Origin of the sequence: Streptomyces nogalater (assembly GCF_039532885.1) — a bacterium.
Classification (GTDB): Bacteria; Actinomycetota; Actinomycetes; order Streptomycetales; family Streptomycetaceae; genus Streptomyces; species Streptomyces nogalater.
Map to the genome: position 1 here is coordinate 1 of NZ_BAAASM010000033.1, position 25,306 is coordinate 25,306.

The following is a 25,306-nucleotide window of genomic DNA, read 5'->3' on the forward strand; positions in this document are numbered from 1 at the left end:
CCGGACTCCACCTCGCCGCCATCTTCATCTGGTCGGCGAGGTGATCCGAAGGAAACGGCCTAGTCCTTCTTCACCGCCCGCAGCACCACGAACTTCGGATCCGACGCCACCGTCTCGCTGTTGCCGAACAGCCGCCTCAGCTTCAGGTGATAGCCGAGGTGCCGGTTGCCGATCACCCACAGCTCACCGCCCGGCCGCAGCGCGCGTTTCGCCCCGGTGAACATCCGCCAGGCGGTCTGGTCCGTGGTCGCCTGGTGGGAGTGGAACGGCGGGTTGTTCAGCACCAGGTCCACGCTGCCGGAGGCGACCCCGGTCAGCCCGTCCCCGACCCGGAACTCGGCGTGCCCCGGCACCCCGTTCGCCTTGTACGTCGCCTCCGCCGAGGCCACCGCCTGGAAGGACTCGTCCACGAACAGCACCTCGGCCGCCGGATCGGCCAGCGCCACCGCCGTACCCACCACGCCGTTGCCGCAGCCGAGGTCCACCACGCGCCCCGCGCCGGGAGCGGGCAGGTGCCGCAGGAAGAAGCGGGTGCCGATGTCCAGCCGGTCGGCGCAGAAGACGCCCGCGTGGTTGACCACCGGGCGCCCCGACACCGCGCCGACACCGTCCGGCAGGGTGTAACCGTACGGCCACGGATTCGCGGGCCGCTCCAGCGCCGGGTCGGGGGTGCAGAAGATCAGCCGGGCCTTCTGCCGGGCCAGCGAGGTCCGGGTCGGCCCGAGGATCCGCTCGAACAGCCGGAGCGTCGAGGTGTGGATCTCCTTCACCATGCCGGTGCCGATCACGACCGTGCCCGCGTGCACGGCGGGCGCCAGCCGCAGCAACTGGTCCTCCAGCAGCGCAAGGCTCTTGGGCACCCGCACCAGCAGCACGTCCACCCGCTCCGGCGGCGGGTCCTGCGTGGTGAGCAGCCTTACGGCGCCCGGCTCCACACCGGCCCGCGCCAGGTTGGCCCGGGTCGCCTCCTGGCCGAGGAAGGAGTCGGTGATCTGCGTCGGCCGGTGCCCGGCCAGCGCGGTGACCAGCGCGCCCCAGCGGTCCCCGAGCACCACGACCGTGCCGGTGAGCGGCACTCCCTCCTCGGCGAGATGGCGCAGCAGGTACGCGTCGGAGGCGTCCCAGGCACGCAGCCGGTCGCGCGGATCCTCGGGGAAGCGGGTCAGCTCGACCTCGCCCCACGGTGTCGTCATACGGTCGCTCATCGTGCGTCCAGGCTAGCCGAGCCGCAGCTCAGAGCCGGTGGGGCAGGATGGGGGCATGGAGGACGAGCTCTTCGGGAGGGAGCGCGCACGGGTCGCGCCGGGCGCCGTGCACGTCCCGGACTGGCTGGATGCCGCGCGGCAGCGCGCCCTGCTCGCCGCCTGCCGGGACTGGGCCCGGCCCCCCGCCGGGCTGCGCACGGTCCGCACCCCGGGCGGCGGCACGATGACCGCCCGCCAGGTCTGCCTGGGCTGGCACTGGTACCCGTACGCCTACAGCCGCACCGCCGTCGACGGCGACGGTGCCCCCGTCAAACCCTTCCCGGACCGGCTCGGCGAGCTGGCCCGCCGCGCGGTCACCGACGCGCTCGGCCCGGACGCCGTGCCGGCCGCGCCGTACGACATCGCGCTGATCAACTTCTACGACGCCGACGCCCGCATGGGCATGCACCGCGACGCCGACGAGCGGGCGGACGCGCCGGTGGTCTCCCTCAGCATCGGCGACACCTGCGTGTTCCGCTTCGGCAACACCGTCACGCGCGGCAGGCCGTACACCGATGTGGAGCTGCGCGGCGGCGACCTGTTCGTCTTCGGCGGCCCCTCCCGGCTCGCCTACCACGGCGTGCCGCGCGTGCGCCCGGGCACCGCCCCGGACTGGCTGGGCCTCGCCGGGCGGCTGAACATCACCCTGCGGGTGAGCGGCCGGTAGCCGGCGGCACCGGACACCCCGGGCACGGATCATGGGAGACTCGCCCTCATGAACGGCAAGGCGGATCCCCGGGCGGCGGGGGAGAGGACCACCACGAGGGCGCGGCTGGACCGGGGGCGCGGTGCGCTCGGACCCGCGCTGGAGCTGGTGCACACCGGGCGGGCGCCGACCCGGGCCGTGCTCACCGCCGAACTCGGCGTCACCCGGGCGACGGCCGGCGCGGTGGCCGCCGAGCTGGAGGCGCTCGGCCTGATCCGGGTGGACGCCCGGCCCGGCTCCGCGGCCGGCTCCCAGGGCCGTCCCTCGCACCGGCTGGAGGTCGCCGAGGACGGACCGGTGGCCCTCGCGGCGCAGATCCACGCCGACGGCTTCCGGGCCGCGCTGGTCGGACTCGGCGGGCGGATCGTGGCGACCGCGCCCGGCTGCGAGACCGTCGACGCCGACCCGGCCAAGGTGCTCGCCAGCGTCGTGGAGGCGGGCGCGGAGCTGCTGCGCACGACCGGCCGGCGCTGTGTCGGCGCCGGACTCGCCGTGCCGTCCGCCGTCGCCGAACCCGACGGCCTGGCCCTCAACCCGCTGCACCTGGCCTGGCCCGTCGGCGCGCCGGTCCGCCGGATCTTCGCGGAGTGCGTGCGCGCCGCCGGCATCGACGGGCCCGCTTTCACGGGCAACGACGTCAACCTGGTCGCGCTCGCCGAGCACCGGCACGGTGCCGGGCGGGGCGCGCGGGACCTGTTGTGCGTGGCCACCGGGCACCGCGGGGTCGGCGGCGCGCTCGTCCTGGACGGCCGGCTGCACACCGGCAGTTCGGGCCTCGCGCTGGAGGTCGGCCATCTCACCGTCAACCCGGAGGGCCGCCCCTGCCACTGCGGCGGCCGCGGCTGCCTGGACGTGGAGGCGGATCCGCTGGCCCTGCTGGTGGAGGCCGGCCGCGAGCCCGGCCCCGAGCTGTCGCTGCTGCGGCAGGCCGACGACCTGCTGCGCACCCGGTACGACGACCCGGCCGTCCGCAGGGCGGCCGAAACCCTCATCGACCGCCTCGGCCTCGGCCTGGCCGGTCTGGTCAACATCCTGAACCCGGACCGCATCGTCCTCGGCGGCCTGCACCGCACCCTGCTGGCGGCCGACCCGGGCCGGCTGCGCGCGGTGGTCGCGGACCGCAGCCTGTGGGGCCAGAGCGGCGGCGTCCCCATCCTGCCGTGCACCCTGGACCACAGCAGCCTGGTCGGTGCCGGGGAACTGGCCTGGCAGCCCGTCCTGGACGACCCGCTGACGGCACTGGCCGGGACCGCGGGCTGACCCCGGGCGGGCCGGACCCTCAGTACGTCACCGTGATCCGGCGCGCCGGGCCGTCCACACGGACCTGACCGCCGTAGGGGATCACCAGCTGCGGATCGGTGTGTCCGAAGTCCACATCGAAGACCGCCATGGTGTGCGGGGCATATACCTCCAGGGCGCGGAGCACCGCCTCACGCTGCTCGGCGGCGTAGCGCCGCCTGGCGTCCGCGTCGTTCGGCCGTTCGAAGGACCACGCCTTGGCGCGGGCCATCAGCAACGCGGGGAAACGCTCCAGCAGGCCGCGTTCGCCCATGTTGCGCAGGATCCGGAAGACCTCGGCGGCGCTCGGCAACTCCTCCGAGGTCTCCAGGAACAGCACGTCGCCGTCGTAGGCTGCCGGGTCGCGTGCGATCTCTCGGTCGGCCATCAGCAGCCACGACAGGATCTCCAGGTTGCCGCCCCAGGCGCGCCCCTCGACGAGCCGCTCGGGCCGGTGCCAGATCCAGCCGCCGGCCGGCTCGGAGCCGGGTTCGGCGTCGAACGTGGCCGGGTCGGCCCAGTCGCGGTCGGTGTCGCGGTAGCGCCCGGCCGGACGCAGTTCGTACGGGCCCGGGGTGAACAGGGCCGCGCGCAGCGAGTCGGCGGTCATCGGGTGCAGCGCGTACGGGCGGCCCAGCTCGGTCATCACACAGGCACCGTGGTAGCCGACGATGCCCAGGTTGCGCAGGAACAGCAGCAGATTGGTGTTGTCGCTGAAGCCGAAGAACGGCTTGGGGTGGGCGCGGATCAGCTCACGGTCCAGGTGGGGCAGCACGGTGATCTGGTCGTCGCCGCCGATGCTGGCCATGACCGCCTTGACCGTCGGATCGGCGAACGCGGCGTGGATGTCGGTGGCGCGCTCGCGCGGGCCGGCGCCCATGGTGCGGGTGGTGGGGTACTCCACCGGTTCCAGGCCGAAGTCCTCCCGCAGCCGTCTCAGCCCCAGCTCGTACGGAAGCGGCAGGATCCCCGGCAGACCGGCTCCGGGCGAGAGGATCGCCATCCGGTCGCCGGGCACGGGCTTGGGCGGGTACACGGGTGTGGTCATGCCGGTCAGGCTAGGGGCCGGTCCGGACCTTGATCACCCGTATTTCCCTGCCCGGGACGCTCACTTCCAGTCGGCCCCGAACGCCCGCCCCGGGTGCTCCCCGAGCATGCGCTCCACCAGTTCCGCGCCCACCGCCGCCGCCAGCCGCCGCCGCACCCGGCGCAGCAGGTACGGCATCCCGGGCCCGCCGTCGACCGAGCGCGCCCCGGCGGTCACCGTGTCCCCGCCGAGCAGCAGCCGGTCCCCGAACCCCGCCTCGGCCAGGGCCCGTACCGCCTCCGGCATCCGCCAGTCGGTGGCGTGGTGGGCGCGGGAGGGCCCGTCGAAGGCCAGCCAGCAGCCCGCCGCGGCGGCCTCCCGGTGTGTCACCGGGTCGGGGAAGCGGTTCAGATGCCCGAGGATCACCCGCTCGCCGGGTACCCCCAAATCGCCGCACAGCAGGTCCAGTACGTCCAGTGCGCCGGTGCCCAGCTCCAGGTGCACGGCGAGGGGCGCGCCGGTGGCGTGGTGCGCCTCGGCCGCCGCCGTCATGGTCCGGCGGGCGTGCGCGTCGAGCCCGTGGAAACCGCCCGCCACCTTGATCAGGCCGGCCCGCACCCCGGTCGTCCCGATGCCCTCGGTCAGCTCCGTCACGAACAGCCCGGCCAGCCGGTCCCCGTCCAGCCCGTCGAGCACCTCCGGGTCGTAGTGCGCGGCCTGGTGCAGTCCGGTGGCGCAGACGATCCGCACCCCGGTCGCCCGGGACAGCGCCGGCAGGTCCGCCGCCCGCCGCCCCATGCCGTACGGCGTCCACTGCGCTACGGCCGCCCCGCCCGCCGCGCGGAACGCCGCCAGCTCGGCCCGCGCGGCGGACACGTCGTCCAGTTCCTGCCCCGGCAACCGTCGGCTGCGCAGGAAGAGATGGTCGTGCGCGTCGCACACGCCGAGTTCGTCGGGGCGGATGTCACCGAGGACCGTACGGACGAGCCTCACCACTGCCGTCCACGCGGGAGCCGGTCCCGGCCGGGCGCGGACAGGTGCAGCACCTCGAAGAGGTCCCCGTCGGCCTTGGGGCCGTCGTGCTCCCAGAGGGAGAAGTGCACGACTTCCCAGGCCCGCGTGTCCACGGCCGCCGCCGCGAGCACCGCCCCGTCCGCCGCCGCCAGCCTCCCCGTCTCGGCCACCGCGTCCGCCATGAACGACGCCAACTCCACGCCCTCGGGGACCGGTTGGCGTCGCCGCACGGCGTACCCCGGCGCGGACGCGGACGCGGTGCCCTCCTCGAAGGCCAGCCCCGTCCACTGCCGGACCACCGGCCGGCCGAAGTCGTCGACCGGCCCCTGGAAGGCCCCGTCCCACAGGAACCTGTTCATGCCCTCCATGGTGTGCCACAGGTAGAACGGCCCGTACTGGTTCACCGACGAGCCGTTCACCCCGCGCTCGCGCATCACATACGCCTTGACGCCCAGGCCGTCCCAGTCGTCCAGCACATGCCCGACGCGGGCGACCCGGGCGCGGACGAGCCCCGTGTCGTAGTCGGCGGGCAGGGTGAACTCGTACTGCAGCGCGTGCACTTCGTACGTCCCTTCTCAGGCGGGGTAGTCGGACACATGCGCGTGCCACTCGGCCGTCGTGCCGTCCTCGGCCGCCTCCACGATCGCGAGGTGGGTCATGAAGGTGCGGGGCCCGGCGCCGTGCCAGTGCCGCTCGCCCGGCTCGATCCACACCGTGTCGCCCGCGCGGATCTCCTCCACCTCGCCGCCCTCGCGCCCCACCAGGCCCTCGCCCTCCAGGACGTGCAGCACCTGCCCGTGCGGATGTGTGTGCCACGCCGTGTGCGCGCCCGGCGCGAAATGGACGCTGAACACGCGCAGCCGGGACGGGGCGGCGGGGGCGGCTGTCTCGTCCAGCCAGACCGTGCCGGTGAAGTTGTCCGCCGGGCCCTGCCGGGTGTCGGGCCGGCGTCTGGTGATGTGCATGTGACTCGGTTCTCCTGCCGGGGAGTTCGGGGGTCAGGGGCTCAGGGGTTCAGGGGGTGTCGGAGGTTTCGGGAGTTCGGGGCGCGAGCAGTGCGAGCAGACCGCGGACGCCGGCGTCGAAGGCGGCCGGGGAGCCGGAGGCGCGGGCGAGCACATAGCCGCCCTGCACGGTCGCGAGCACGGCCGCGCCGATCTCCGCGCCGTCCAGCTCCGGCGCGAACTGCCCCTGCCGCTTGCCCTCTTCGACGATCTCGGCGATCCGGTCCCGGATCGCGGCGATCGTCTCGTCCACCGGTGCGCGCAGTTCGTCGCTCGCGATCACATCCGGATCCATGGTCAGCCGGCCGACCGGGCAGCCCCGCAGCACATCGCGCTCGCGCAGCAGATAGGCCTCGATGCGTTCGTACGGCGTGCCCGGCCCGCCGAGCACGGCCTCGGCGGTGGCCCGCAGTTCGGCGGCGGTACGCCGGATCGCGGCCAGGGCGAGATCCGGCTTGCCCTTGAAGTGGTGGTACATGCTGCCCTGGCCGGCTCCCGAGCGCTCCAGGATCGCCTTGGGGCTGGTGCCCACGTACCCGCGCTCCCACAGCAGCTCGCGGGTGGACTCGATCAGTCGTTCCGAGGTGCTCATACGAGCACTTTACATACTAGTAGTTACAGTGCGCCAGTCAGGCTCCGGGAGTGGCGTACTACCTCCGCGGGCGAGATGCCCAGCGTCTTCGACCGCAGGAAGACCGGGCGACCGCGCGACCGGGCGGCGGCCCCGGCCCGTCACACCGCGTGGCGCGGGGGTGGCGGCGGCCCGCGCACCCGGAACGCCGGGCCCGCGCACCCGGAACGCCCGGCGGGTGACTCGCCGTTCGTGGTCCTCGGCCGCCGCTTCGGCCCCCGGCGAGATCGACGAGGGCGAGGTACGGGCGCCGGCTGTGCGTTCTGAAGGAGCGCTTCGGCCGCAATGGCGCGGAGGGCGGGGCCGACCGGACGCGTGACCGGACGCGTGATCGGGTCCGCCCCGGCGCGGCAGACCCGGTCGAGCCGGTGGTCCACGGGTCCGACGAGCGCGGTGGGAGCGCCCCGGCCTCGGTTCCGGGCGCTCCCACCGCGTGCGTCATCGTCCGCCGCGATCGGCGACTCAGTCCGGCGCCGCACCGCCGACGGTCACCGCGCCTCCCGTCGTCGCCCCGGCGGCCACGGGAGCATGGGCGGCCACCGCCGCCACCGCGGTCTCGGCCCTGTTCGCCGCCACCGCCTTCCTCGTGGTCGCGGACCCGGCCGCCACCGCCGTCACCGGGACGGCGGGACCGCCTCCCGTCGGCACGCCGGTCTTTGTCGGCACTCCGGCCCCCGGCGGAGCGGAGACCCCGGCCGCGACCGTCGCCGTGGCGGGCGCCGGTGCCGGTGCCGGCCGGGACGTGCCCTGGGGCGACCGCGCCGGATGGCTGTGGGCCGCCGCCGAGGCCGGCAGCGTGAACCACACGACCTTGCCGTTCTCCCCGTCCGGCCGCGCGCCCCAGCTCTCGCTCACCGCGGCCACCATCGCCAGCCCCCGCCCGCAGGTGGCCAGCGGGGCGGCGTCCGCCGGGTCCGTGACGTCGGCCGGTACCGGAAGGCGCGGATCATGGTCGCGGACCGAGACCGTGAGCCGGTCCGGCAGCAACTCCAGTTCCACGGTGCACGACTTGTCGGGCCTGGCGTGCCGGTGGACGTTGCTCAGCAGCTCCGTCACACCGAGCGCGGCTCGGTCGATCAACGGGTCGAGATGCCAGTAACGCAACTGCGCAGATACGATTCTGCGGACCTGGCCGATCCGCGACGGCAGGGCTTGGAGCTCCACCGTGCAGTGCCTGCTTGGGTGACTGATCACGGCTGCGACTCCCCGATGTGAGGTCCGGAGGAACCGGAAGAACACGGAGAACAACGGATCCAGCAGGGTGCTTGCGTCCAAACGTCCGCCTGCTGTCGTGGCCGGCGGGCTGGTTCGCAGCGTTGTCGCCGGTAAACCCAGAGTGACGTGAGACCAGCGTGACGCAGCGCATGCGCTCCCGCAACTCGCCGCGACCGCGCGCCGGGGCACGGCGCGCGGTCCGGCCGGCCCGGCCGCCGCGTCCCGGTCCGCTCAGCCGTCGCCCCCCGCCGCCCGGCGGGCCGCCTCGATGAACCGCCGGGCGGCGGGGGGCCCCGGCCGGCCCGGCGCCGGGTCGCGCTCGCCCAGCGTCAGCAGATAGCGCGTGCCGTTGAGGTCGGCCAGTGCCCGGTCGTCCGGGACGAACCACGGCTTGGAGGCGCGCACCGCCCGTACCGGCGCGCTGTCTATCTCGCTGCCGTAGCTGGTGAGCAACTGGAGCCGGCCGTCGCTGATCCGGACCTGTCCGGCCCGGGTGAGCGAGCGCAGCCCCTTGCCGATCCGCACGCCTGTGGCCCTGAACTCCGGCTCGGTCATGTCGGCCCCCCTCGCGCTCTGTCCTTGGTTGCGTGGTTTCCCTGGTCCGTCGGTTCCTGTGCGCCCCCGTCCGGGACGGACCGTCCCGTCGCGTGCAGTCTGCCTCGGTGGAGCGAGGAGCACCAGTACGCGCGGGGGCGCGTGGAAGAGTCACCCGGAGCACGCGCGTCCCTGCGTGGCGGGTGGTTCGCACGCCTGTGCCCCAGCCCGTCTTTGGGTGGCCCAAAGATGCGTTTATCCAGGTGGGAAGGCGTGCGAAAGCTACCTATGCTCGATCTGCCGGCCCGCGCGACGCGCCGCCGGCGACGAGTGCAAGGAGCCCCGCCGTGAGCATCCCGCCCCGGACCGGAACCGGTGTCACCCTCGACGTCGACCGCAGCGACCCCGCCTACCGCGACTGGCTCAAGGAAGCCGTCCGCAAGGTGCAGGCCGACGCCAACCGCTCGGCGGACACGCACCTGCTGCGCTTCCCGCTGCCCGAGCGGTGGGGTATCGACCTGTACCTGAAGGACGAGTCCACCCACCCCACCGGCAGCCTCAAGCACCGGCTGGCCCGCTCGCTGTTCCTCTACGGCCTGTGCAACGGCTGGATCCGCCCGGGCCGCCCGGTGATCGAGGCGTCCAGCGGCTCCACGGCGGTCTCGGAGGCCTACTTCGCGAAGCTGATCGGCGTGCCCTTCATCGCCGTCATGCCACGCACGACCAGCGCCGAGAAGTGCCGGCTCATCGAGTTCCACGGCGGGCGGTGCCACTTCGTGGACGACTCCCGGAAGATGTACGAGGAGTCCGCCCGCCTGGCGGCGGAGACCGGCGGCCACTACATGGACCAGTTCACCTACGCCGAGCGGGCCACGGACTGGCGCGGCAACAACAACATCGCGGAGTCCATCTTCCGCCAGCTGCGCCTGGAGCGGTTCCCGGAGCCGGCCTGGATCGTGGCCACGGCGGGCACCGGCGGCACCTCCGCGACCCTCGCCCGCTACGTCCACTACATGCAGTACGACACCCGGATCTGTGTCGCCGACCCGGACAACTCCTGTTTCTTCGAGGGCTGGACCACCGGCGATCCGGACGTCACCTGCGACTGCGGTTCCCGGATCGAGGGCATCGGCCGGCCCCGCGTGGAGCCCAGCTTCGTGCCCGGCGCGATCGACCGGATGATGAAGGTCCCGGACGCGGCGAGCGTCGCCGCCGTGCGGGCGCTGGAGGGCGCCATCGGCCGCAAGGCGGGCGGCTCCACGGGCACCGGGCTGTGGAGCGCGCTGAAGATCGTCGCCGAGATGGTGGCCGAGGACCGTACCGGCAGTGTCGTCACCCTGCTGTGCGATCCGGGGGACCGGTACCTCGACAAGTACTACTCCGACGCGTGGCTCGCGGCCCAGGGACTGGACATCGCCCCTTATTCGGCGGCGATCGGCTCGTTCCTGGCGACGGGGGTGTGGCCGGACTGAGGGGCGGAGATGCGGCCGGACCGACGGCGGGGCGTGGCGGTCGATGTGGGCCGGCGGGCTGACGGCTGATCGTCCGGTGTGCACGTCGACCTGGCGTCGGCTGCCGGTCCGGTGTGCGTCAGCCTGGCGTCGGCTGCCGGTCCGGCGTGTGTCAGCCTGGCGTCGGCTGGCGGCTGGGGCGGGTCAGCGTGTCGCCAGTTGTCGGTCCAGGGATCTCACCGCGTTCCGGAAGGCCAGTCCCAGCCCCGGCCGGGCCGGCCCGAGGAGGAACCGGAGCGGCGCGGGCCCGTCGACGGCGACAGTCCACCGCACACGGGTACCGCTGCCACGGGGAGTCAGCCGCCATTCCTCGGCCAGGGCCCGGACGCCCGGCGCGTTGGTGACATCGACGCGGTAGGCGTACGCCTCCGGTTCCCGCGCCACGAGCACCGTCTCCTCGAACCGCGCCCCGCCTCTGAGCCGGATCTCCCGCCCGGCGCCGCCGTCGGTGGCCCGGGCGAACGTCACCGCCGAGAACCACCGAGGCCAGCCGGACACGTCCGTGGCGAGCGCGTGGAAGACCCGTTCCGGAGGGGCGGAGACCTCGCGGACGAAGACCAGACGTACGGGTGCGGTGCCGACGAAGTCGATGTCCACCGGGCGCAGACGACGAGCCATGGCGCGAACCCCCTTGTCCCGCCCCCTGGGGCGGGCGACCGGCCAGGGCAGGCCACCATAGCCGAAGGCCCTTCGAAGGGGGACTGTCACGCAGGACCCTCAGATTTCCCCTGAGATGTCCCCTCGGATCTCCCCGGCCTCTTCCTCCGGTTCGCCCGCCACGATCACCCGCAGATGCTCGGAGATCTCCGCGCGCGCCTCGGCGGGCAGGCCCGCGTCGGTCACCAGTGTGTCCACCTGGTCCAGCGTGGCGAAGGAACTCAGGCCCACCGTGCCCCACTTGGTGTGGTCGGCGACCACCACGACCCGGCGCGCGGAGTGCACCAGACGCCGGTTGGTCTCGGCCTCCGCGAGGTTCGGCGTGGACAGACCCGCCTCCACCGATATGCCGTGCACGCCGAGGAAGAGCAGATCGAAGTGGAGCGCGGCGATCGCCTGATCGGCCACCGGTCCCACCAGCGAGTCCGACGGCGTGCGCACCCCGCCGGTCAGTACCACCGTGGCCGACCCCTGCCGCTGCCCCGAGGTGCGCTGTGCGACGTGGAAGACGTCCGCGACCCGCACCGAGTTCGTCACCACGGTCAGGTCGGGCACCTCCAGCAGTTGCCGGGCGAGCGCGTAGGTCGTCGTACCGCCGGACAGGGCGATCGCCGCCCCCGGGCCGACCAGCCGGGCCGCGGCGCGCGCGATGTCCTCCTTGGCGGTCGGCTCCAGCCCGGACTTGGCCTCGAACCCCGGCTCGTGCGTGCTGGCCTCGACCACCGGCACCGCGCCGCCGTGCACCTTCTCCAGCATGCCCTGGCGGGCGAGCGCGTCCAGGTCGCGGCGCACGGTCATGTCGGAGACGCCGAGCTTGCGGGTCAGCTCGTTGACCCGCACCCCGCCGCGGCGCCGGACCTCGTCCAGGATCAGGGCGCGGCGCTGCTCCGCGAGGAGGTTCTGATTCTCGCTCACGTACGCTCCGGTCCTTTCGCCGCCAACCGTCCGACACGCCCGGCGCACCGGCTGCGACCTGGACTTCCGTCCGTTCGGGCAGTGCGCGGGCGTCCCATCTTTTCACGGGGCGGCTCCGCTCGCGCCACCACCTCCCGGGGCGTCCGGCGTGACCCGGTTCGGGGAGATTCCGTGACGAGAGGTGTACACGGCGGTCGAAGCGGCCATCCTGGAGCGCGCACGACACAGACGTCAGGGCGTCACGGGGGATGTGCGAAACGATGGAACGCGCGCGGGACCGGGCCGTGGAGCAGGCCGCAGAACGCTACGGGAGCCCGGCACCGGACCGGGACGACGACCGGGCCCCAGGGGGGCCGCCCCCGGAGCCGCCCTCAGGGGCTTCCCCCGCAGGGAATCCCCCCTTGGGAGACTACGAGGACCGCGCGGCCGGTTGGCCGGCCGGGCGGCCGGCGGAGCCCTGGACCGACCTCGAACTGCTGGTGCACGGGGTCGGCGGCACCACACCCGAGAAGATGCTCGGCGATCCGCGCACGGTCCGGGTCTCCGGCGACGACACGGCCGCCGTCTTCCGGCGCGCCGAGGACGTCGAGGACACCGGGCGCAACGAGGACACCGGGGACGCCCGCGCCGCCGGACCCGCCGCCGGGCGGGAGCCGCGCGGCGGGCCGGTCCGGGAGGCGTACGTCTGGTGCAACCTCACCTCCGGTGACGGCAGTCGCGCCCTGTGGCTGTTGCTGCTGCCGTTCATGGTCGTCAACCTCGCCCACTGGATGCGCCCCGCCGCACCCGACCGGCCGCGCACCGTGCGGCTCTACGGCCTGCTGGTACGGCTGACCGCCCTCACCCTGACCGTGCTGCTGGTCGCCGCCGTCTGCGAGGTCGCCCTGGACCTGGTGGCCTGGCAGTGCGCGAGTGCCCCCGCGTGCGTACGCCGCCACTCCTGGCTGGGCTTCCTGGCACCCGCGGCCCCCGGGGCGCCCGCCGGGGCCGGCGGATGGTGGAGCGCGCCCGGCCGCAGGCTGGCCCTGGCCGCCGTACTGCCGACCGCGCTGACCGGTCTGCTCTGGTACCTCTCGCACCGCACCTGGAACGCCTACGAGTCCCACCGGCCGTTGTCCCCGGGCGCCGACGCCACCGAGCGGGACGCCGATGCCGGTGCCGTCGAGCGGGGCGCCGGCGCCGAAGCCGATGCCGGGTCGGACGCCGACGCCCGGCCGGACCCGCGCGGCAGCGCGCTGGCCCGGCCCGGCTTCTGGTACGGGCGCCGGCTGGTCTCCCGGCTGCGCGCGGCGCACACCGCCGCCGGTCTGCTCACGGTGGCCGCGGCCGTCACCATCCCGGCCACCCGCTTCGACCGCCGGCCCGGCGGCCCCGCGGTCCTGGACGCCCTCGGCTGGGCCCTGCTCGCGGCCCTGGCCGCCGGCGCGGTCGCGGTGGTCTGGGTGGTCTGCCGCCGGGGCCGCAGCGAGCGCCGTCTCGACCGGCGTCTGGACCGTCACCTGGTCCGCTGCCTGAAGCTCGGCGCGCTCGCGCTGCTCCTGCTCGCCCTGCTGTACACCGGGTGGTCCCGGCCCGGCTGGCAGTCCGCCGGGCGGCTGCCCGGCGATCCGGCCTTCGGCGTCCTCATGCTGGCCCAGGGCCTCGTCGTCGTCGCCCTCGCGGTCGTGGCCCGGCTGCTGTACCGGCGCCGCCCCGACCCGAGCACCGGGATGCGGGGCCTCGGCGGGCCCGCCGTCGCCCTGCTCGCCTGCGCGCTGGGAGGAGTGATCTCCGGCGGGGTCGCCCAGCGCGTCGCCGACTGGCTGGACGGCACCCGCGCCCTGCTCGCCGGACCGCCCACCCTGCTGACCTGGCAGGCCTCCGTCATCCCGCCGCTCATCGTGGTGCTGCTGCTCCTGGCCGCCGCCCTCGCGGTGCGCACCGCGAGGCTCGCCCGCGCCGAACGCGCCCGCGTGCGCCAGGAGCACCCCGGCGAGCCGGAGGATCCGTCCCGCACCCGCGCCATCGCGCACGCCCGCGCCATGGCCACCCTGACCGACAGCGTCCCGCTCGTCGTCGCCGTTCTCACCGCCACCACCCTGCTGCTGGGCGCGGTGGCGCTGGCCGGTGCCGCGGCCACCGGGAAGACACCCGACGGGGCGGCCCACCGCACCCCGCACCTCGTCCAGGCCGTCGCCGAGACCTCCCAGGCGCTGGGCTCCTGGCTGGCCGGCGTCGGCTTCGTGCTCTTCGTGACCTGGGGCAGGCGCGCGTACAAGGACGCCGCGGCCCGGCGCACCATCGGCATCCTCTGGGACGTCGGCACGTTCTGGCCGCGCGCCGCCCACCCCTTCGCGCCGCCCTGCTACGCCGAGCGCGCCGTGCCGGACCTGACCTGGCGCATGGTCACCTGGACCCGGCGCACCGGCGGCCGGCTGGTGCTGTCCGGGCACTCCCAGGGCAGCGTGCTCGCCGCCGCGGCGGCCTGGCAGCTCCCGCCGTCGGTCCGCGCCCGCGTTGCCCTGCTCACCTACGGCTCCCCGCTGGGGCGCCTGTACGGCCGCTGGTTCCCGGCCCACTTCGGCCCGCCGGCCCTCGCCGCCCTGCACCGCGACATCTGCTGCTGGCGCAACCTCTACCGTCGCACCGACCCCATCGGCGGCCCGGTCCGGGTCCCGGCCGGCACCGCCCCGGAAGTCGACCACGAGCCGCTGCCGGACCCCGCCGCCTACGGCCGCACCCCCGACCACCCGCTCCCGGCCCCGATCCTCGGCCACTCCGACTACCCGTCGGACCCCGCCTTCACCCGCGAACGAGCCCGCCTTCTGACCCGCCTCCTGCCCGGCCTGCCGGCCCAGCGCCCGGACCCGGCCCGCTCGGATTCTTCCTGACCATCCCCACTAATCAAGTTTGATCACGTCCCCGGATCGGTATACGCTCCCTGTCACTCGACTAGTCAAACTTGATTAGTAGATCGTTCCTCCCTCACCGAAGGAGCCCGCATGACCTTCCTGCCCGACACCGGATACACCCCGACCCCCGAGGACCGTGCGAGCCTGGACGCGTGGTTCGCGGAGTACGACGCGGCGAGCGGCCGGCGCGACGTGAGGCGCATGGCGGACATGGCCGTGTTCCCGCTGAACCTCGTCAGCGACGACTCCGCGGGCGACGGCCGGTCGGCGCAGTGGGACCGGGACCGGTTCCTCGCCACCATGACCCAGGTGATGGGCGACGGAGACCAGGACATCACCTTCGAGTCCACCCGCACCCCGGTGTTCCTGTCCTCCTCGATGGCCGTCGTCTTCACCGACTCCACCATGACCGCCGACGGCCGCTCCCAGCGCCTGAGGTACGCCGACATCCTGCTCAAGCGGGACGGGAGGTGGGCCTTCCAGACCATGATCCAGCCCGGCTGGGGGGACCACCTGTAGCCCCTGGGGGCGCCACCCCCGCGGCCGCTCACGGCAGTTCGGGCAGGTCCTCCGCGTACAGCAGGGTCAGGTCGTCGGTGGTCGGGTCGGGGAGCTGGGCCACGCGGCTCGCGTGACGCTCCACCATCGCCTCGAACGTCTGCCGGGCGGTACGGCCGTTGCCGAACGCCGGGCCCTTCGGGATCGCCGCGAAGTACGTCAGCAGCGCCTCCGGCGCGCCCGGTGCCAGCCGGTACTCGTGCTCGTCCGCCTGCTGCCGCACGATCCGCAGCAGTTCCTCGGGGCCGTAGTCGCCGAAGGTGATGGTCCGGGAGAAGCGGGAGGCCACGCCCGGGTTGACGGAGAGGAAGCGCTCCATCTCCGCGGTGTACCCGGCGACGATCACCACCACCTCCTCCCGGTGGTCCTCCATCAGCTTCACCAGGGTGTCGATGGCCTCCTTGCCGAAGTCCCGCCCGGCGTCCTCCGGGGACAGCGCGTATGCCTCGTCGATGAACAGCACGCCGCCACGCGCCCGTTCGAAGGCCTCCTGGGTGCGGATCGCCGTGGAGCCGATGTGCTCGCCCACCAGGTCGACCCGCGACACCTCCACCAGATGGCCCTTCTCCAGCACGCCCAGCGAGGCGAGGATCTCGCCGTACAGCCGGGCGACCGTCGTCTTGCCGGTGCCGGGGGAGCCCGTGAAGACCAGGTGCCGTTTGACCGAGGCCGCCTTCAGTCCCGCCCGCTGCCGGCGCCGGCCCACCTCGATCATGTCGGTCAGCGCCCGCACCTCGCGCTTGACGCTCTCCAGGCCCACCAGTGCGTCGAGTTCGCCGAGCACGTCCTGCGACGTCCGCCGGGGCCCGGCCGGCTCCACGGCGGGGGCGGGCGGCTCCTGCTCCGCCGCCCGCTGCCCGGGCAGGGCGCCCAGCAGGCCCGGGGTCTGAGCCACGGTCTGCACGGCCGGCTCGCGCACCGCCGGCGTCCCGGGAGCGGCGCTCTCGTCGCTGGTGCAGTCCTCCACGACCGGCCCCGTCCCCGGGGCCGCGTCCGGTCCGCCGTCGGCGAACTCGTACCCGCCGCGCGCGCAGCGTTCCGTACGGCACTTGCGCAGAGTCGTGCGGCAGCCGTCGATGACATGGAAGCCGTAGCCCCCGCTGCCGGTGACCCGGCAGTGCAGGAAGGAGCCCCGGCCGCCCGCGGAGACGTAGAAACCCGCCTCGGCGGGGGAGCCGACCGTGCAGCGCTCGATGACCGGATCGGCGCCCTTGGTGACGATCACCCCGGTCTGGATGTCCTCCACGGTGCAATTGTTCAGCGTGCCGCCGCTGCCGTGGTCGCGGAACCAGGCGCCGGTGGCCGCCTCCCGGATCCGGCAGTCGTCCAGCTGCGCGATCGCCCCGTCGCTCACCGACACGGCCGTGTTGCGCACCTGGGACAGGTCGCTGTCGACGACGTCCGCACGGGAGCCGCGGTCCAGGACGAACAGCGCGTCCGGCACGTCGTGCACCCGGCAGGAGTCGAGCACCGCGGTGGCCCCGTCGCTCACCCACACCGCCGGATAGTCGCCGGTGCTGTCGAAGATCTCGCACTGGTTGGCGTCCACCCGGGTGCCCGGGTCCCACACCGACAGGCCGTTGCGCCCGAACCGGCGCACCGTCGTCCGGGTCAGCGTGAGCACCGAACGGGACCGCAGGTCGACCGCGTTCTCCGGGATGTCGTGCAGCCGGCAGTCGGCGAGCGTGAGCACCGCGTCGGTGTCCAGGGTGATGCCGTCGGCGGTGGTGCGGTGCACCTCGCAGTCGGTCAGGTGCGCGGTGGCCCGCTGGGTGATCTGCACGCCGGCGCCGCGCACCTCGTACACCTCGCAGCCCACCGCCTCCAGCGCGGAGTTCTCCCCGGTCACGGTGAGCCCGGTGCCGGAGGCGTGGTGCACCCGGCAGCGCTCCAGCCGGGGCCGGGCGCCGCCGCGGACGGCCACGCCCGCCTGTCCGGCCGCGACGATCTCGCAGTCCTCGAACACCCCGCCGGCGTCGAGTACGGCGATGCCGACACCGGCCGGGTTGTCGACGGTGCACCGGCGCACGGTCGGGCGGGCGCCGCCGCGCACCTCGATGCCGACGGCGGACCGGGTGACGATCCGCACGTCCGCCAGCTCGGGGGTGCCCTCCTCGACCAGCAGCGCCGGTACCGCCGCGTCCTGGCCCTCCACCTGCACGTCCCGCACCACCGCCGAGGCCCGCACGGTCAGCGGCACCCCGTCCACGGGCGCGATCCGCACCGAACCGGCCGAGCCCTCGGACCCGCGCAGCGTCACCGCCCGGTGCACGACGAGGTTCTCCCGGTAGGTGCCGGGGGCGATGGTGAGGACGTCGCCGTCGGCGGCGGCCTCCAGGGCGGCGGCCAGCGACGCGTACTCACCCGTGCGGCGCCGCCACCGCGATGTACCGCTGTGCGTCACCTGGACCGTGCCCTGTGCCATGGCGTTGCTGTGCCCCCACCTCGTCGTCCTGATGGCCCGCCGCCCGTCGGGGCGCCGCCGCTGCCGGACCGCGATCGTGCCCGGCCCGCGGGCGTGAGCGCGTGCGCGCCCCCGGGAACCCCCCACCCCGGGGATCACACACCCACGGGGCGTCGCCGGCGGCGCTTCGGCCGGTCCACCGTAGCGTGTGCGTGTGCGCCCGGTTGACCAGAGCCTCCAGGCCGTCAGCTGTTGGTGTCCGCCTTGCCCCAGTCCGGGCCGGCCCGGTCCCAGGCCTGGTCCCAGCGCGCGTACCGCCGCCGGACCAGGCGCCATACGGTCACCCGCCGGCCGGTCTCGACCAGGGCCGCGGTCAGCAGGGCCGCCCCCAGCCCCGCGAGGGTGGCGTGCGCCGTCGCCGTGGCGGAGTCCAGCGGGCGGGTCGTTATCCGGCCCCGCGGGTCGGTCCACAGCCTGAAGTGGTCCCCTGGGTGCGGGGACCTCAGCGCCGCGAGGACCGGGCCGTGCCGCCGGGTGCCGTCCGGTGCCCGCCAGTACGCCAGGACCCGGCTGTGGCTCTCGCGCGCGGAGGCCGACTCGGGGTCGGCCTCCGGCAGGGCGCCGCCCAACTCCCGTACCACGGTGGCCGTCACGAGATGGCGCGCGTGCTGCTGCTGCCGCGCCGACCGCTGGAGCGAGTCCTGGGCGGTCCTCCCGGCCAGCCAGCCCGTCACGGGCGCGGCCACGGCGATCAGCAGCAGCGCGACGAGGGCCACCCATGCCTCGGCCAGATCGGTCGCGCGGCGCAGCGGATTGTGCCGCCAGCGCCACAGCCCGGTGAGTGCCCGCATGTCCCCCCTTCCGGTCCGTCACCACCCCGGCGGCGGTGCCCGCCCGGACCCGGACCGGTCGAGGGCGGCGTCACCAGCGCCGTGCCATCCGATGTACGCGGTCTCTCACGAGATTCTCACGCCCCCTCAACGTCCGGCACACGGCCCCGGTTCCCGGGCCGGCGATCATCGTCCCTCCGCCGTCCGGGCCCCGTCCGAGGCGCGCTCCAGCACGCGCACCGGGTCGCCGACGCCGACGGTGCCGGGCGTGACGGGCACGAGATTCAGCCCGAACAGCACCTTGCCGCCGGCCCTGCGGTGGCGTGCCAGCGTGTACAGGGGCTCCCGGCCGCGTGCGGCCGTGTCCTGGTCGGTGGTGGTCACCACGCACCGCGCGCTCGGCCTGGCGACCCGGAAGACCACGTCGCCGACGGCGATCCGGGTCCAGTCGTCCTCGTCCCAGGGCCCGGTGCCGGCGACGACGAGGTTGGGCCGGAACCGGTTCATGGGCAGCGGGCCCTCGTGGGCGTGCGGCCCTTCGGCTGTCAGGGAGTTCAGCGCCTCCAGCGAGGCCACCGTGGTGACCAGCAGGGGGAAGCCGTCGGCGAAGCTCACCGTCTCGCCGGGCAGGGCGTACTGCGGGGCGACCGGGCGGCGGACGGCCGGATCGTCCATGTGGACCAGGCGGACCTTCGTCCCCAGGTAGGCGCTGCACCAGGCGTGCGCCGCCGCGGCGGCCGGGACCGCCTCCACCTTCGTGCGGAACACGTCCACCGGGATGGTCCCGGAGGGCTCCGGCACCTCGACCGTCAGCGGCTGCCGGCCGGGCGCGGACAGACGAATGCCGCCGCCGGCCAGAGGCTCGGCGGCGGCCAGCGCGAGACGCGGCGACTCGCGCTGGGTGACGACCGTTCCCCCGTCGTCGATCACCGTCCAGCGCCGGTCACCGGCCAGGCCCCAGGGCTCCACCACGGCCGTTCGGGGCGAAACGCCCCGGAACGCCTTGACCGGATGGACGTGGATCGACTGCACTACGGCGTTTCCCATGCCGTTCATCGTGCCAGGCGGCACCGACGGCGGGGGTGCCGTCAGTAACCGCGGTACTGCTGCTGGTTGTTGTACGGATCCTGGTAGGGAGCCTGCGCGGGGCGCGGCGCGGCCGGGCGCATCGCCTCGTACCCGTTGCCCCCCGCCACCGGCCGCTGCTGCTGCGGGGCCTGCGGGCCGGGATAGCCGCGCGGGGCGCTCGCCTGCTGTGGGATGTACGCCGTGGGTGCCTGCTGCAGCGGGGCGGGCTGCGGCGTCTGCGGATAGCCGTAGGCCGGGGGCTGCTGCGCGGACGGGGCCGCCGGGAGGGCGGGCAGTGCCGACGGCAGGGCGGGCAGGCTGCTGCCCGTGTCGTAGGCGGCGGGGACCCTGATCGGGGCGATCTGCGGAGTGCCACGCTCGGCGACGAGCGAGTCGTAGATCGGGGTCTCCTTGAAGGAGGCGGAGTAGTAGCCGCCACCATAAGTGGAGCGGGGGGAGGTCATGGGACATAAGTTAAGCCCACGATGTGCTGGTTGGGGAGACCGATAAGAGGGTTGTTTTCCGTGTCGTCAGGACTCTGACATCCCCAACCCGAGCGAACATGGCAAAAAGGGGCGCCAATCGACGTTTGGATCGTGTAAAGGCCGAGTTCCTCCGGTGTTACCGGCGGTCGACCGGCGATCTTCCTGTGCCGCTCCTGGGCGAGCGCCGGGGCCCGCAATAGGTTGTGGGGTACGGATCGCACGGAACGAAAAGATCCGGACAGACAGGCGGAACCCGCCGAACCGAACACGCGATGGGGGCGGACATGTCCATGCCGAAAGGATCGAATACACAGGTGCCGGCCACGGCGCTACGCGTCGAACTGGGCTGGCGCTCCCACCCCGGGGCGCCCGACGCCGACGCCTCGGCCCTGCTGCTCGCCTCCGGAAAGGTGCGCTCCGACGGGGACTTCGTCTTCTACAACCAGCCCGCCCACGCCTCCGGCGCGGTACGCCACGAGGGCAAGCGGTCGGCCGGCGGACGGGTCACCGACACCCTGCTGGCCGACCTCGCGCGCGTGGAGGGCGACATCGAGCGGATCGTCCTCGCCGCCTCCGCCGACGGCGGCACGTTCGGACAGGTCCCGGACCTCTACATCGAGGTGACCGACGCCGCCTCCGGGCAGGTGGTCGCCCGCTTCGACAACCCCGGCGCGACGGTGGAGACGGCCTTCGTGCTCGGCGAGTTCTACCGCCGTCAGGGCGGCTGGAAGTTCCGGGCCGTCGGCCAGGGCTACGACAGCGGACTCGCAGGGCTGGCGACGGACTTCGGCATCACCGTGGACGAGCCTCAGCACGCGGCACCGCCCGCGCCACCGGCCCGGCTCGCCCCGCCGCCCCCTCCGGCCCCACCGGCCCCCGTGGCCCCGCCGGCCCGTCCCGCCGCGGCCCCGCCACCGCCGCCCGCGGCCCAGCCGGTCCGGCTGTCCAAGGTCACGCTCACCAAGGCGGCCCCGTCCGTCTCGCTCGCCAAGCAGGGCGGCACCTCCGGCGCCATGCGGGTGAACCTCAACTGGCACCTGCTCAAGCAGCCCACGGGCTGGCTCGGCCGGCTGACCGGCCAGGGCGGCATCGACCTCGACCTGTGCGCGCTGTACGAACTCGCCGACGGCCGCAAGGGGGTCGTCCAGGCCCTCGGCAACGCCTTCGGCGCGCTGCACCAGCCGCCGTACATCCATCTCGACGGCGACGACCGCACCGGAGCCGTGGCCCGCGGCGAGAACCTCACCATCAACCTCGACCACACCCGCGACTTCCGGCGCATCCTCGTCTTCGTCACCATCTACGAAGGCGCTCGTTCCTTCGCCGACCTGCACGCCACCGTCACCCTCCAGCCGCAGCACGGCGCCCCCATCGAGTTCTCGCTGGACGAGTGCACCGTCGCCGCCCCGGTGTGCGCGCTCGCCCTGATCACCAACACCGGCGGCGATCTGGTCGTCCAGCGCGAGGTGCGGTACCTGGTGCCGGAGCGCGGAACGAGCCCGCAGCGCACCGTGGACCACGCCTACGGCTGGGGCATGAACTGGACCCCCGGCCGCAAGTGACCCGGCCGCAAGTGACCCGGCCGCAAGTGACCGGCCACGAGCGACCGGGCCGTGAACGGTCCGGCCATACGCGACCGGGCTCAGCCCTCGTCGGGCACGGCGTCCGGGCGGGTGTAGGTACGGCCCTTCCAGGCGGCCCCGCGCCCGCGGTAGTGCTGCACGGCGGAGTCGACCGTCATCAGCAGATACAGGAACGCGGTGAACGGCAGCAGCGGCGCCGGCCAGAGCGGCTGCCCGTAGTAGCGCAGCATCGGCAGATACGTGCCCGCCATCACCGCCCACGCCACCGCCCCGGCGAGCGCGGTCGCCGCGTCCCCGCCGGCCGCGCCCACGACCACGGCGGCCGGCGGCACCAGGTACACCAGCGCCAGCCCGGCGACCGTACCGAGGAGCAGCAGGGGATTGTGCCGCAACTGGGCGTAGGCGCTGCGCGAGACCATCCGCCACAGGTCGCCCAGCCGGGGATAGGGGCGCACGCTGTCCACCCGGTCGGCCAGCCCCAGCCAGACGTGGCCGCCCGCGCCCTTCACCGCGCGCGCCAGCGCCACGTCGTCGATGACGGCGTGCCGGATGGCGTCCGGAACGCGCGCCCGCTGAGCCATGCCCGCGCGCAACAGCACACAGCCGCCCGCCGCCGCGGCCGTGCGCGAACCCTTCCGGCCGATCCACCGGAAGGGATACAGCTGCGCGAAGAAGTACACGAAGGCCGGCACCACCAGCCGCTCCCACAGGCTCGCCACCCGCAGCCGCGCCATCTGCGACACGACGTCGAAACCGCCCGCCTCCGCCGCCGCCACCAGCTCGCGCAGGCTGTCCGGCGCGTGCGCGATGTCCGCGTCCGTCAGCAGCAGGTACTCGGGGTCGCGCGCGCGTGCCAGCCCGATGCCGTACCGCACCGCCCACAGCTTGCCCGTCCAGCCCGCCGGCGGCTCACCGGGCGAGTCCACCGTCAGCGGCAGCCCGCCGTGCCGCCGGGCCAGCTCACGGGCCAGCTCCCCGGTGCCGTCCGTGCTGCCGTCGTCCACCAGGAAGATCTCGGCCCGCCCCGGGTAGTCCTGCGCCAGCAGCGACGGCAGGCTCTCCGGCAGCACGGCGGCCTCGTCCCGGGCCGGTACGACCACACAGACCGACGGCCACGCGTCCGGTTCCCGGCGCGGCGGCAGCCGCACGTCCGTGCGCCAGAAGAAGCCCTGGCCGAGCAGCAGCCAGACCCAGGCGGCCAGTGATACGACGGTGATCCACAAGTACGCGTTCACGGCGGCAGTCTGCCCCACCCGGCGGGGGCCGTGAGCGGCCATCGTCTATCGTGGCCGGGTGAAGATCGCGCTCATGGACTCCGGAATCGGCCTGCTCCCCGCCGCCGCCGCGGTACGCCGACTGCGCCCCGACGCGGATCTGGTGCTGTCCTGGGACCCGGACGGCATGCCCTGGGGACCGCGCACCCCCGAGGACATCACCGAGCGGGCCATCGCCGTGGCCGCGGCCGCCGCCGCGCACGAGCCCGACGTCCTGATCGTCGCGTGCAACACCGCCTCCGTGCACTCCCTGCCGGCGATGCGGGAGCGTTTCGAGCCGCGGCTGCCGATCATCGGCACCGTACCGGCGATCAAGCCGGCCGCCGCGGGCGGCGGTCCCGTCGCGATCTGGGCGACCCCGGCCACCACGGGCAGCGCCTACCAGCGCGGCCTGATCGAGCGCTTCGCCGACGGCGTGGCCGTCACCGAGGTGGCGTGCCCCGGCCTCGCGGACGCCGTGCACCACGCCGACGACGCGGCGATCGACGCCGCGATCGCCTCGGCCGCGGCCCGCACCCCGGACGACGTGACCACGCTCGTCCTGGGCTGCACCAACTACGAGCTGGTCGCGGAGCGGATCCGCGCGGCCGTCCAGCGGCCCGGCCGCCCGCCTCTCGTGCTGCACGGTACCGCCGGGGCGGTGGCCGCCCAGGCGCTGCGCCGGATCGGCGTGGAACCGGCCCCGGAGGCCGCCGCCGACACCACCCTCACCGTGCTGCTGAGCGGCCGCGAGGCGGCCCTCCCGGACACGGCGCTGTCCTACGACGAAGGCCGCTTCCTGCGCGCCGTCAGCCCGGTCCGCTGACCGGCGCGGCAGCCACCGCCCGGGCGCCCGCCACGCGTCGCCCGGGCCGGCCGCCGCGCGCTAGGCCGTTCCCCAGCGGCGAAACCCGAGTAACCTCGTACATATGAGGGACCACCCCGACGCCGACGGAACGCTCCCCCCGGTCTGGAAGGGACGCGCCACCAACCGGGTGCAGTGGCTGTTCGCGCTCGTCGGCGCCGCCTGCCTGGCGCTCGGCATCGCGCTGGCCGTGGACTCGGCCTGGACGTCCGGCATCGCCGCGCTGGTGATGTCCGTCGTCGGCTGCATCGCGGCCGGCCTGCTCGTGCTCTTCGGCACGCTCGCCTTCGTACACGTCGATCTCAAGCTCGACCGCGAGTGCCTCGAAGTGCGCTGCGGACACATCGGGCTGCCGCGCCGCCGCATCCCGCTCTCCCAAGTGGCCGGCGCCGAGTTCACCGCCCATGTCACCCCCCGGCAGTGGGGCGGCTGGGGCTACCGCTGGCGGCCCGAGAAGGGCACGGCCGTCGTCGTCCGCCGCGGCGAGGGCATCGTGCTGCGCCTGTGGGACGGCCACACGTTCACGATCACCGTGGACAACGCGGAGTCCGCGGTGCGGCTCATCAGGGACCGGCTCCGCACCATCAGGCCCGGAACGGCGGGCTAGCGTTCGTCTGTTCCGGGATGGCCGGCGTTCGTCCGCTCCGGGCGCGCCGGGGTGTCCAGGCCGACCGACCACGGCCGGGCCGTGGCCCAGCCCGCCAGGAGACCGGCGCCCGCCGTCACCGGGGTGAAGCTCAGCGCGTTGCTCACCGAGGCGAGGGCGGCCAGCGTCGTCAGCGCCGCACCCGCCGTGAGGGCGACCGGCGTGGGCCGCGCGCTGCGCCACAGCGCGTACAGGACCCAGCAGAACACCGCGGCCAGCAGGCACACCCCGACCAGGCCCTGTTCGGCCGCCTGCTGCAAGGGGGCCGAGTGCGGTTTGGCGTCGGCCGGCGATGTCCCGCCGATGTCGCCCAGCTCGCCGAACCGGCCGGGACCGACGCCCAGCCCGAGCTGGTGGTCCGCCAGCCGCAGGGCCTCCTGCCACTGCGGCACCCGGTGGGCGGGGAACCAGCCACCGAGCGCCCCGGCGAGCCCGTCGGGCAGCGCGCCCGCCGCGACCGCCCAGAGCGCCGCCGTCACCAGGCCCGCCGCCCCGGCCAGCCCCGCCAGCCACCTGCCCCGGCCGTGTGCCGAGCCCGCGGCCAGCGAACACAGCAGGACGGCCCCGCCGGCCACGCACCCGGCCGCCGACCCCAGCACCAGCCCGGCCGGCACGGTGGCGCAGGCCAGCGCCGCCAGCGCGATCCGGAGCGCGGGTACGCCCGTCGCCCAGGCGGCACAGCACGCGGCCCCGGTGGCCAGCGCCAGCAGCGCGGCGGTGCCGCCGGCGGCACCGAGCGGACCGGCGTACCAGGGACCGGGGGAGAGCCCGGGCAGCGCGACCGTCAGCGCCAGCCCCGCCGCCGCGCCGGCGCAGGGCGCGGCCACCGGCAGCAGCGCACCGGAGACCCGGCCCGCGGCATACCCGGCGGCCAGGGCGAGCACCGCGAGCAGCATGCCCTCCGGCCGTCCGCCCCGGGACGCCGCGGTGATCAGCGACCACCCCGCACAGGCCCCCAGCAGGAGCATGCCCGTCCCGTCGGAAACG

At 74.5% G+C, this 25,306-nt stretch carries 23 protein-coding genes and 1 pseudogene; 8 read left to right on the plus strand and 16 right to left on the minus strand.

Translation table 11 applies throughout. The annotated features are described in order from the left end of the window. Positions 1-59: 59 nt before the first annotated feature. The gene (locus tag ABD350_RS22660) at positions 60-1,193 is read right to left on the minus strand and encodes a methyltransferase (RefSeq protein ID WP_344350079.1); all 1,134 of its coding nucleotides are present in this window, start codon (positions 1,191-1,193) and stop codon (positions 60-62) included. Positions 1,194-1,260: 67 nt separating this feature from the next. Here ABD350_RS22660 and ABD350_RS22665 point away from each other — a divergent pair, with 67 nt between their 5' ends. Both ABD350_RS22665 and ABD350_RS22670 read left to right on the plus strand, forming a co-directional pair. Beyond that, entirely contained in the window at positions 1,261-1,911 is a 651-nt protein-coding gene (locus tag ABD350_RS22665; protein WP_344350081.1) for an alpha-ketoglutarate-dependent dioxygenase AlkB family protein, read from the plus strand. A 48-nt stretch (positions 1,912-1,959) separates the two neighbouring features. Beyond that, positions 1,960-3,210, plus strand: a complete 1,251-nt coding sequence (locus tag ABD350_RS22670; protein WP_344350083.1) for an ROK family protein — start codon at positions 1,960-1,962, stop codon at positions 3,208-3,210. 19 nt (positions 3,211-3,229) lie between these two features. Here ABD350_RS22670 and ABD350_RS22675 read toward each other — a convergent pair whose 3' ends face one another. The 7 genes and pseudogenes from ABD350_RS22675 to ABD350_RS22705 all read right to left on the minus strand — a co-directional run bounded on the left by ABD350_RS22675 (position 3,230) and on the right by ABD350_RS22705 (position 8,674). Further along, on the minus strand, positions 3,230-4,276 hold the full coding sequence (locus ABD350_RS22675; protein ID WP_344350084.1) for a S66 family peptidase: 1,047 nt from the start codon (positions 4,274-4,276) through the stop codon (positions 3,230-3,232). Positions 4,277-4,336: 60 nt separating this feature from the next. Continuing rightward, entirely contained in the window at positions 4,337-5,248 is a 912-nt protein-coding gene (locus tag ABD350_RS22680; RefSeq protein ID WP_344350086.1) for a phosphotriesterase family protein, read from the minus strand. Next, positions 5,245-5,829 (minus strand): DUF4865 family protein, encoded by a 585-nt coding sequence (locus ABD350_RS22685; RefSeq protein WP_344350087.1) that lies wholly within the window; start codon positions 5,827-5,829, stop codon positions 5,245-5,247. The genes ABD350_RS22680 and ABD350_RS22685 overlap by 4 nt, the downstream gene beginning before the upstream one ends. A 15-nt stretch (positions 5,830-5,844) precedes the next feature. After that, positions 5,845-6,234 carry a (R)-mandelonitrile lyase gene (locus tag ABD350_RS22690; RefSeq protein WP_344350088.1) on the minus strand — a complete coding sequence of 130 codons (390 nt, stop codon included), beginning with the start codon at positions 6,232-6,234 and terminating at the stop codon, positions 5,845-5,847. Positions 6,235-6,283: 49 nt separating this feature from the next. Continuing rightward, positions 6,284-6,865, minus strand: a complete 582-nt coding sequence (locus tag ABD350_RS22695; RefSeq protein WP_344350089.1) for a TetR/AcrR family transcriptional regulator — start codon at positions 6,863-6,865, stop codon at positions 6,284-6,286. Positions 6,866-7,683: 818 nt separating this feature from the next. Continuing rightward, positions 7,684-8,098: pseudogene (locus ABD350_RS22700) on the minus strand (ATP-binding protein); the annotation flags it as partial. Between the two features lie 252 nt (positions 8,099-8,350). Next, positions 8,351-8,674, minus strand: a complete 324-nt coding sequence (locus ABD350_RS22705) for a hypothetical protein (protein ID WP_344350090.1) — start codon at positions 8,672-8,674, stop codon at positions 8,351-8,353. Between the two features lie 326 nt (positions 8,675-9,000). On the opposite strand from ABD350_RS22705, the gene cds1 reads away from it, so the two are divergent. Beyond that, entirely contained in the window at positions 9,001-10,125 is a 1,125-nt protein-coding gene (cds1, locus tag ABD350_RS22710; protein WP_344350091.1) for an L-cysteine desulfhydrase Cds1, read from the plus strand. A gap of 183 nt (positions 10,126-10,308) precedes the next feature. On the opposite strand, the gene ABD350_RS22715 is transcribed toward cds1, so the two are convergent. Together ABD350_RS22715 and ABD350_RS22720 are read right to left on the minus strand one after the other, a co-directional pair. Continuing rightward, positions 10,309-10,782 (minus strand): SRPBCC family protein, encoded by a 474-nt coding sequence (locus tag ABD350_RS22715; RefSeq protein ID WP_344350093.1) that lies wholly within the window; start codon positions 10,780-10,782, stop codon positions 10,309-10,311. Positions 10,783-10,881: 99 nt separating this feature from the next. Then, complete coding sequence (locus ABD350_RS22720; protein ID WP_344350094.1) at positions 10,882-11,736, minus strand: DeoR/GlpR family DNA-binding transcription regulator; 855 nt, start codon at positions 11,734-11,736, stop codon at positions 10,882-10,884. A gap of 260 nt (positions 11,737-11,996) precedes the next feature. Between ABD350_RS22720 and ABD350_RS22725 the strand changes: the two genes are divergently transcribed. Next, a complete protein-coding gene (locus tag ABD350_RS22725) occupies positions 11,997-14,606 on the plus strand; it encodes a hypothetical protein (RefSeq protein ID WP_344350095.1) in 2,610 nt (869 codons plus the stop codon). Between the two features lie 111 nt (positions 14,607-14,717). Next, positions 14,718-15,146 (plus strand): nuclear transport factor 2 family protein, encoded by a 429-nt coding sequence (locus tag ABD350_RS22730; RefSeq protein ID WP_344350097.1) that lies wholly within the window; start codon positions 14,718-14,720, stop codon positions 15,144-15,146. A 28-nt stretch (positions 15,147-15,174) separates the two neighbouring features. Here ABD350_RS22730 and ABD350_RS22735 read toward each other — a convergent pair whose 3' ends face one another. The 4 genes from ABD350_RS22735 to ABD350_RS22750 form a co-directional block, all read right to left on the minus strand. Next, on the minus strand, positions 15,175-17,610 hold the full coding sequence (locus tag ABD350_RS22735; protein ID WP_344350098.1) for a right-handed parallel beta-helix repeat-containing protein: 2,436 nt from the start codon (positions 17,608-17,610) through the stop codon (positions 15,175-15,177). A gap of 224 nt (positions 17,611-17,834) precedes the next feature. Further along, on the minus strand, positions 17,835-18,440 hold the full coding sequence (locus ABD350_RS22740) for an Rv1733c family protein (protein ID WP_344350099.1): 606 nt from the start codon (positions 18,438-18,440) through the stop codon (positions 17,835-17,837). A 165-nt stretch (positions 18,441-18,605) separates the two neighbouring features. Then, entirely contained in the window at positions 18,606-19,466 is an 861-nt protein-coding gene (locus ABD350_RS22745; RefSeq protein WP_344350100.1) for an MOSC domain-containing protein, read from the minus strand. A 41-nt stretch (positions 19,467-19,507) separates the two neighbouring features. After that, positions 19,508-19,951 (minus strand): DUF6643 family protein, encoded by a 444-nt coding sequence (locus ABD350_RS22750; RefSeq protein WP_344350101.1) that lies wholly within the window; start codon positions 19,949-19,951, stop codon positions 19,508-19,510. Positions 19,952-20,262: 311 nt separating this feature from the next. Here ABD350_RS22750 and ABD350_RS22755 point away from each other — a divergent pair, with 311 nt between their 5' ends. Continuing rightward, positions 20,263-21,534, plus strand: coding sequence for a TerD family protein (locus tag ABD350_RS22755; protein ID WP_344350109.1), 1,272 nt, complete (start codon positions 20,263-20,265; stop codon positions 21,532-21,534). Between the two features lie 80 nt (positions 21,535-21,614). Here the strand turns inward: ABD350_RS22755 and ABD350_RS22760 are convergent, their stop codons facing one another. Continuing rightward, entirely contained in the window at positions 21,615-22,832 is a 1,218-nt protein-coding gene (locus ABD350_RS22760) for a glycosyltransferase (RefSeq protein ID WP_382467032.1), read from the minus strand. A 16-nt stretch (positions 22,833-22,848) separates the two neighbouring features. Between ABD350_RS22760 and ABD350_RS22765 the strand changes: the two genes are divergently transcribed. Both ABD350_RS22765 and ABD350_RS22770 read left to right on the plus strand, forming a co-directional pair. Further along, positions 22,849-23,634, plus strand: a complete 786-nt coding sequence (locus tag ABD350_RS22765) for a glutamate racemase (RefSeq protein ID WP_344350103.1) — start codon at positions 22,849-22,851, stop codon at positions 23,632-23,634. A 103-nt stretch (positions 23,635-23,737) separates the two neighbouring features. Beyond that, positions 23,738-24,280, plus strand: a complete 543-nt coding sequence (locus ABD350_RS22770; RefSeq protein ID WP_344350104.1) for a phage holin family protein — start codon at positions 23,738-23,740, stop codon at positions 24,278-24,280. Here ABD350_RS22770 and ABD350_RS22775 read toward each other — a convergent pair. Continuing rightward, a complete protein-coding gene (locus tag ABD350_RS22775) occupies positions 24,277-25,287 on the minus strand; it encodes an O-antigen polymerase (protein WP_344350111.1) in 1,011 nt (336 codons plus the stop codon). The genes ABD350_RS22770 and ABD350_RS22775 overlap by 4 nt on opposite strands. Positions 25,288-25,306 lie beyond the last annotated feature (19 nt).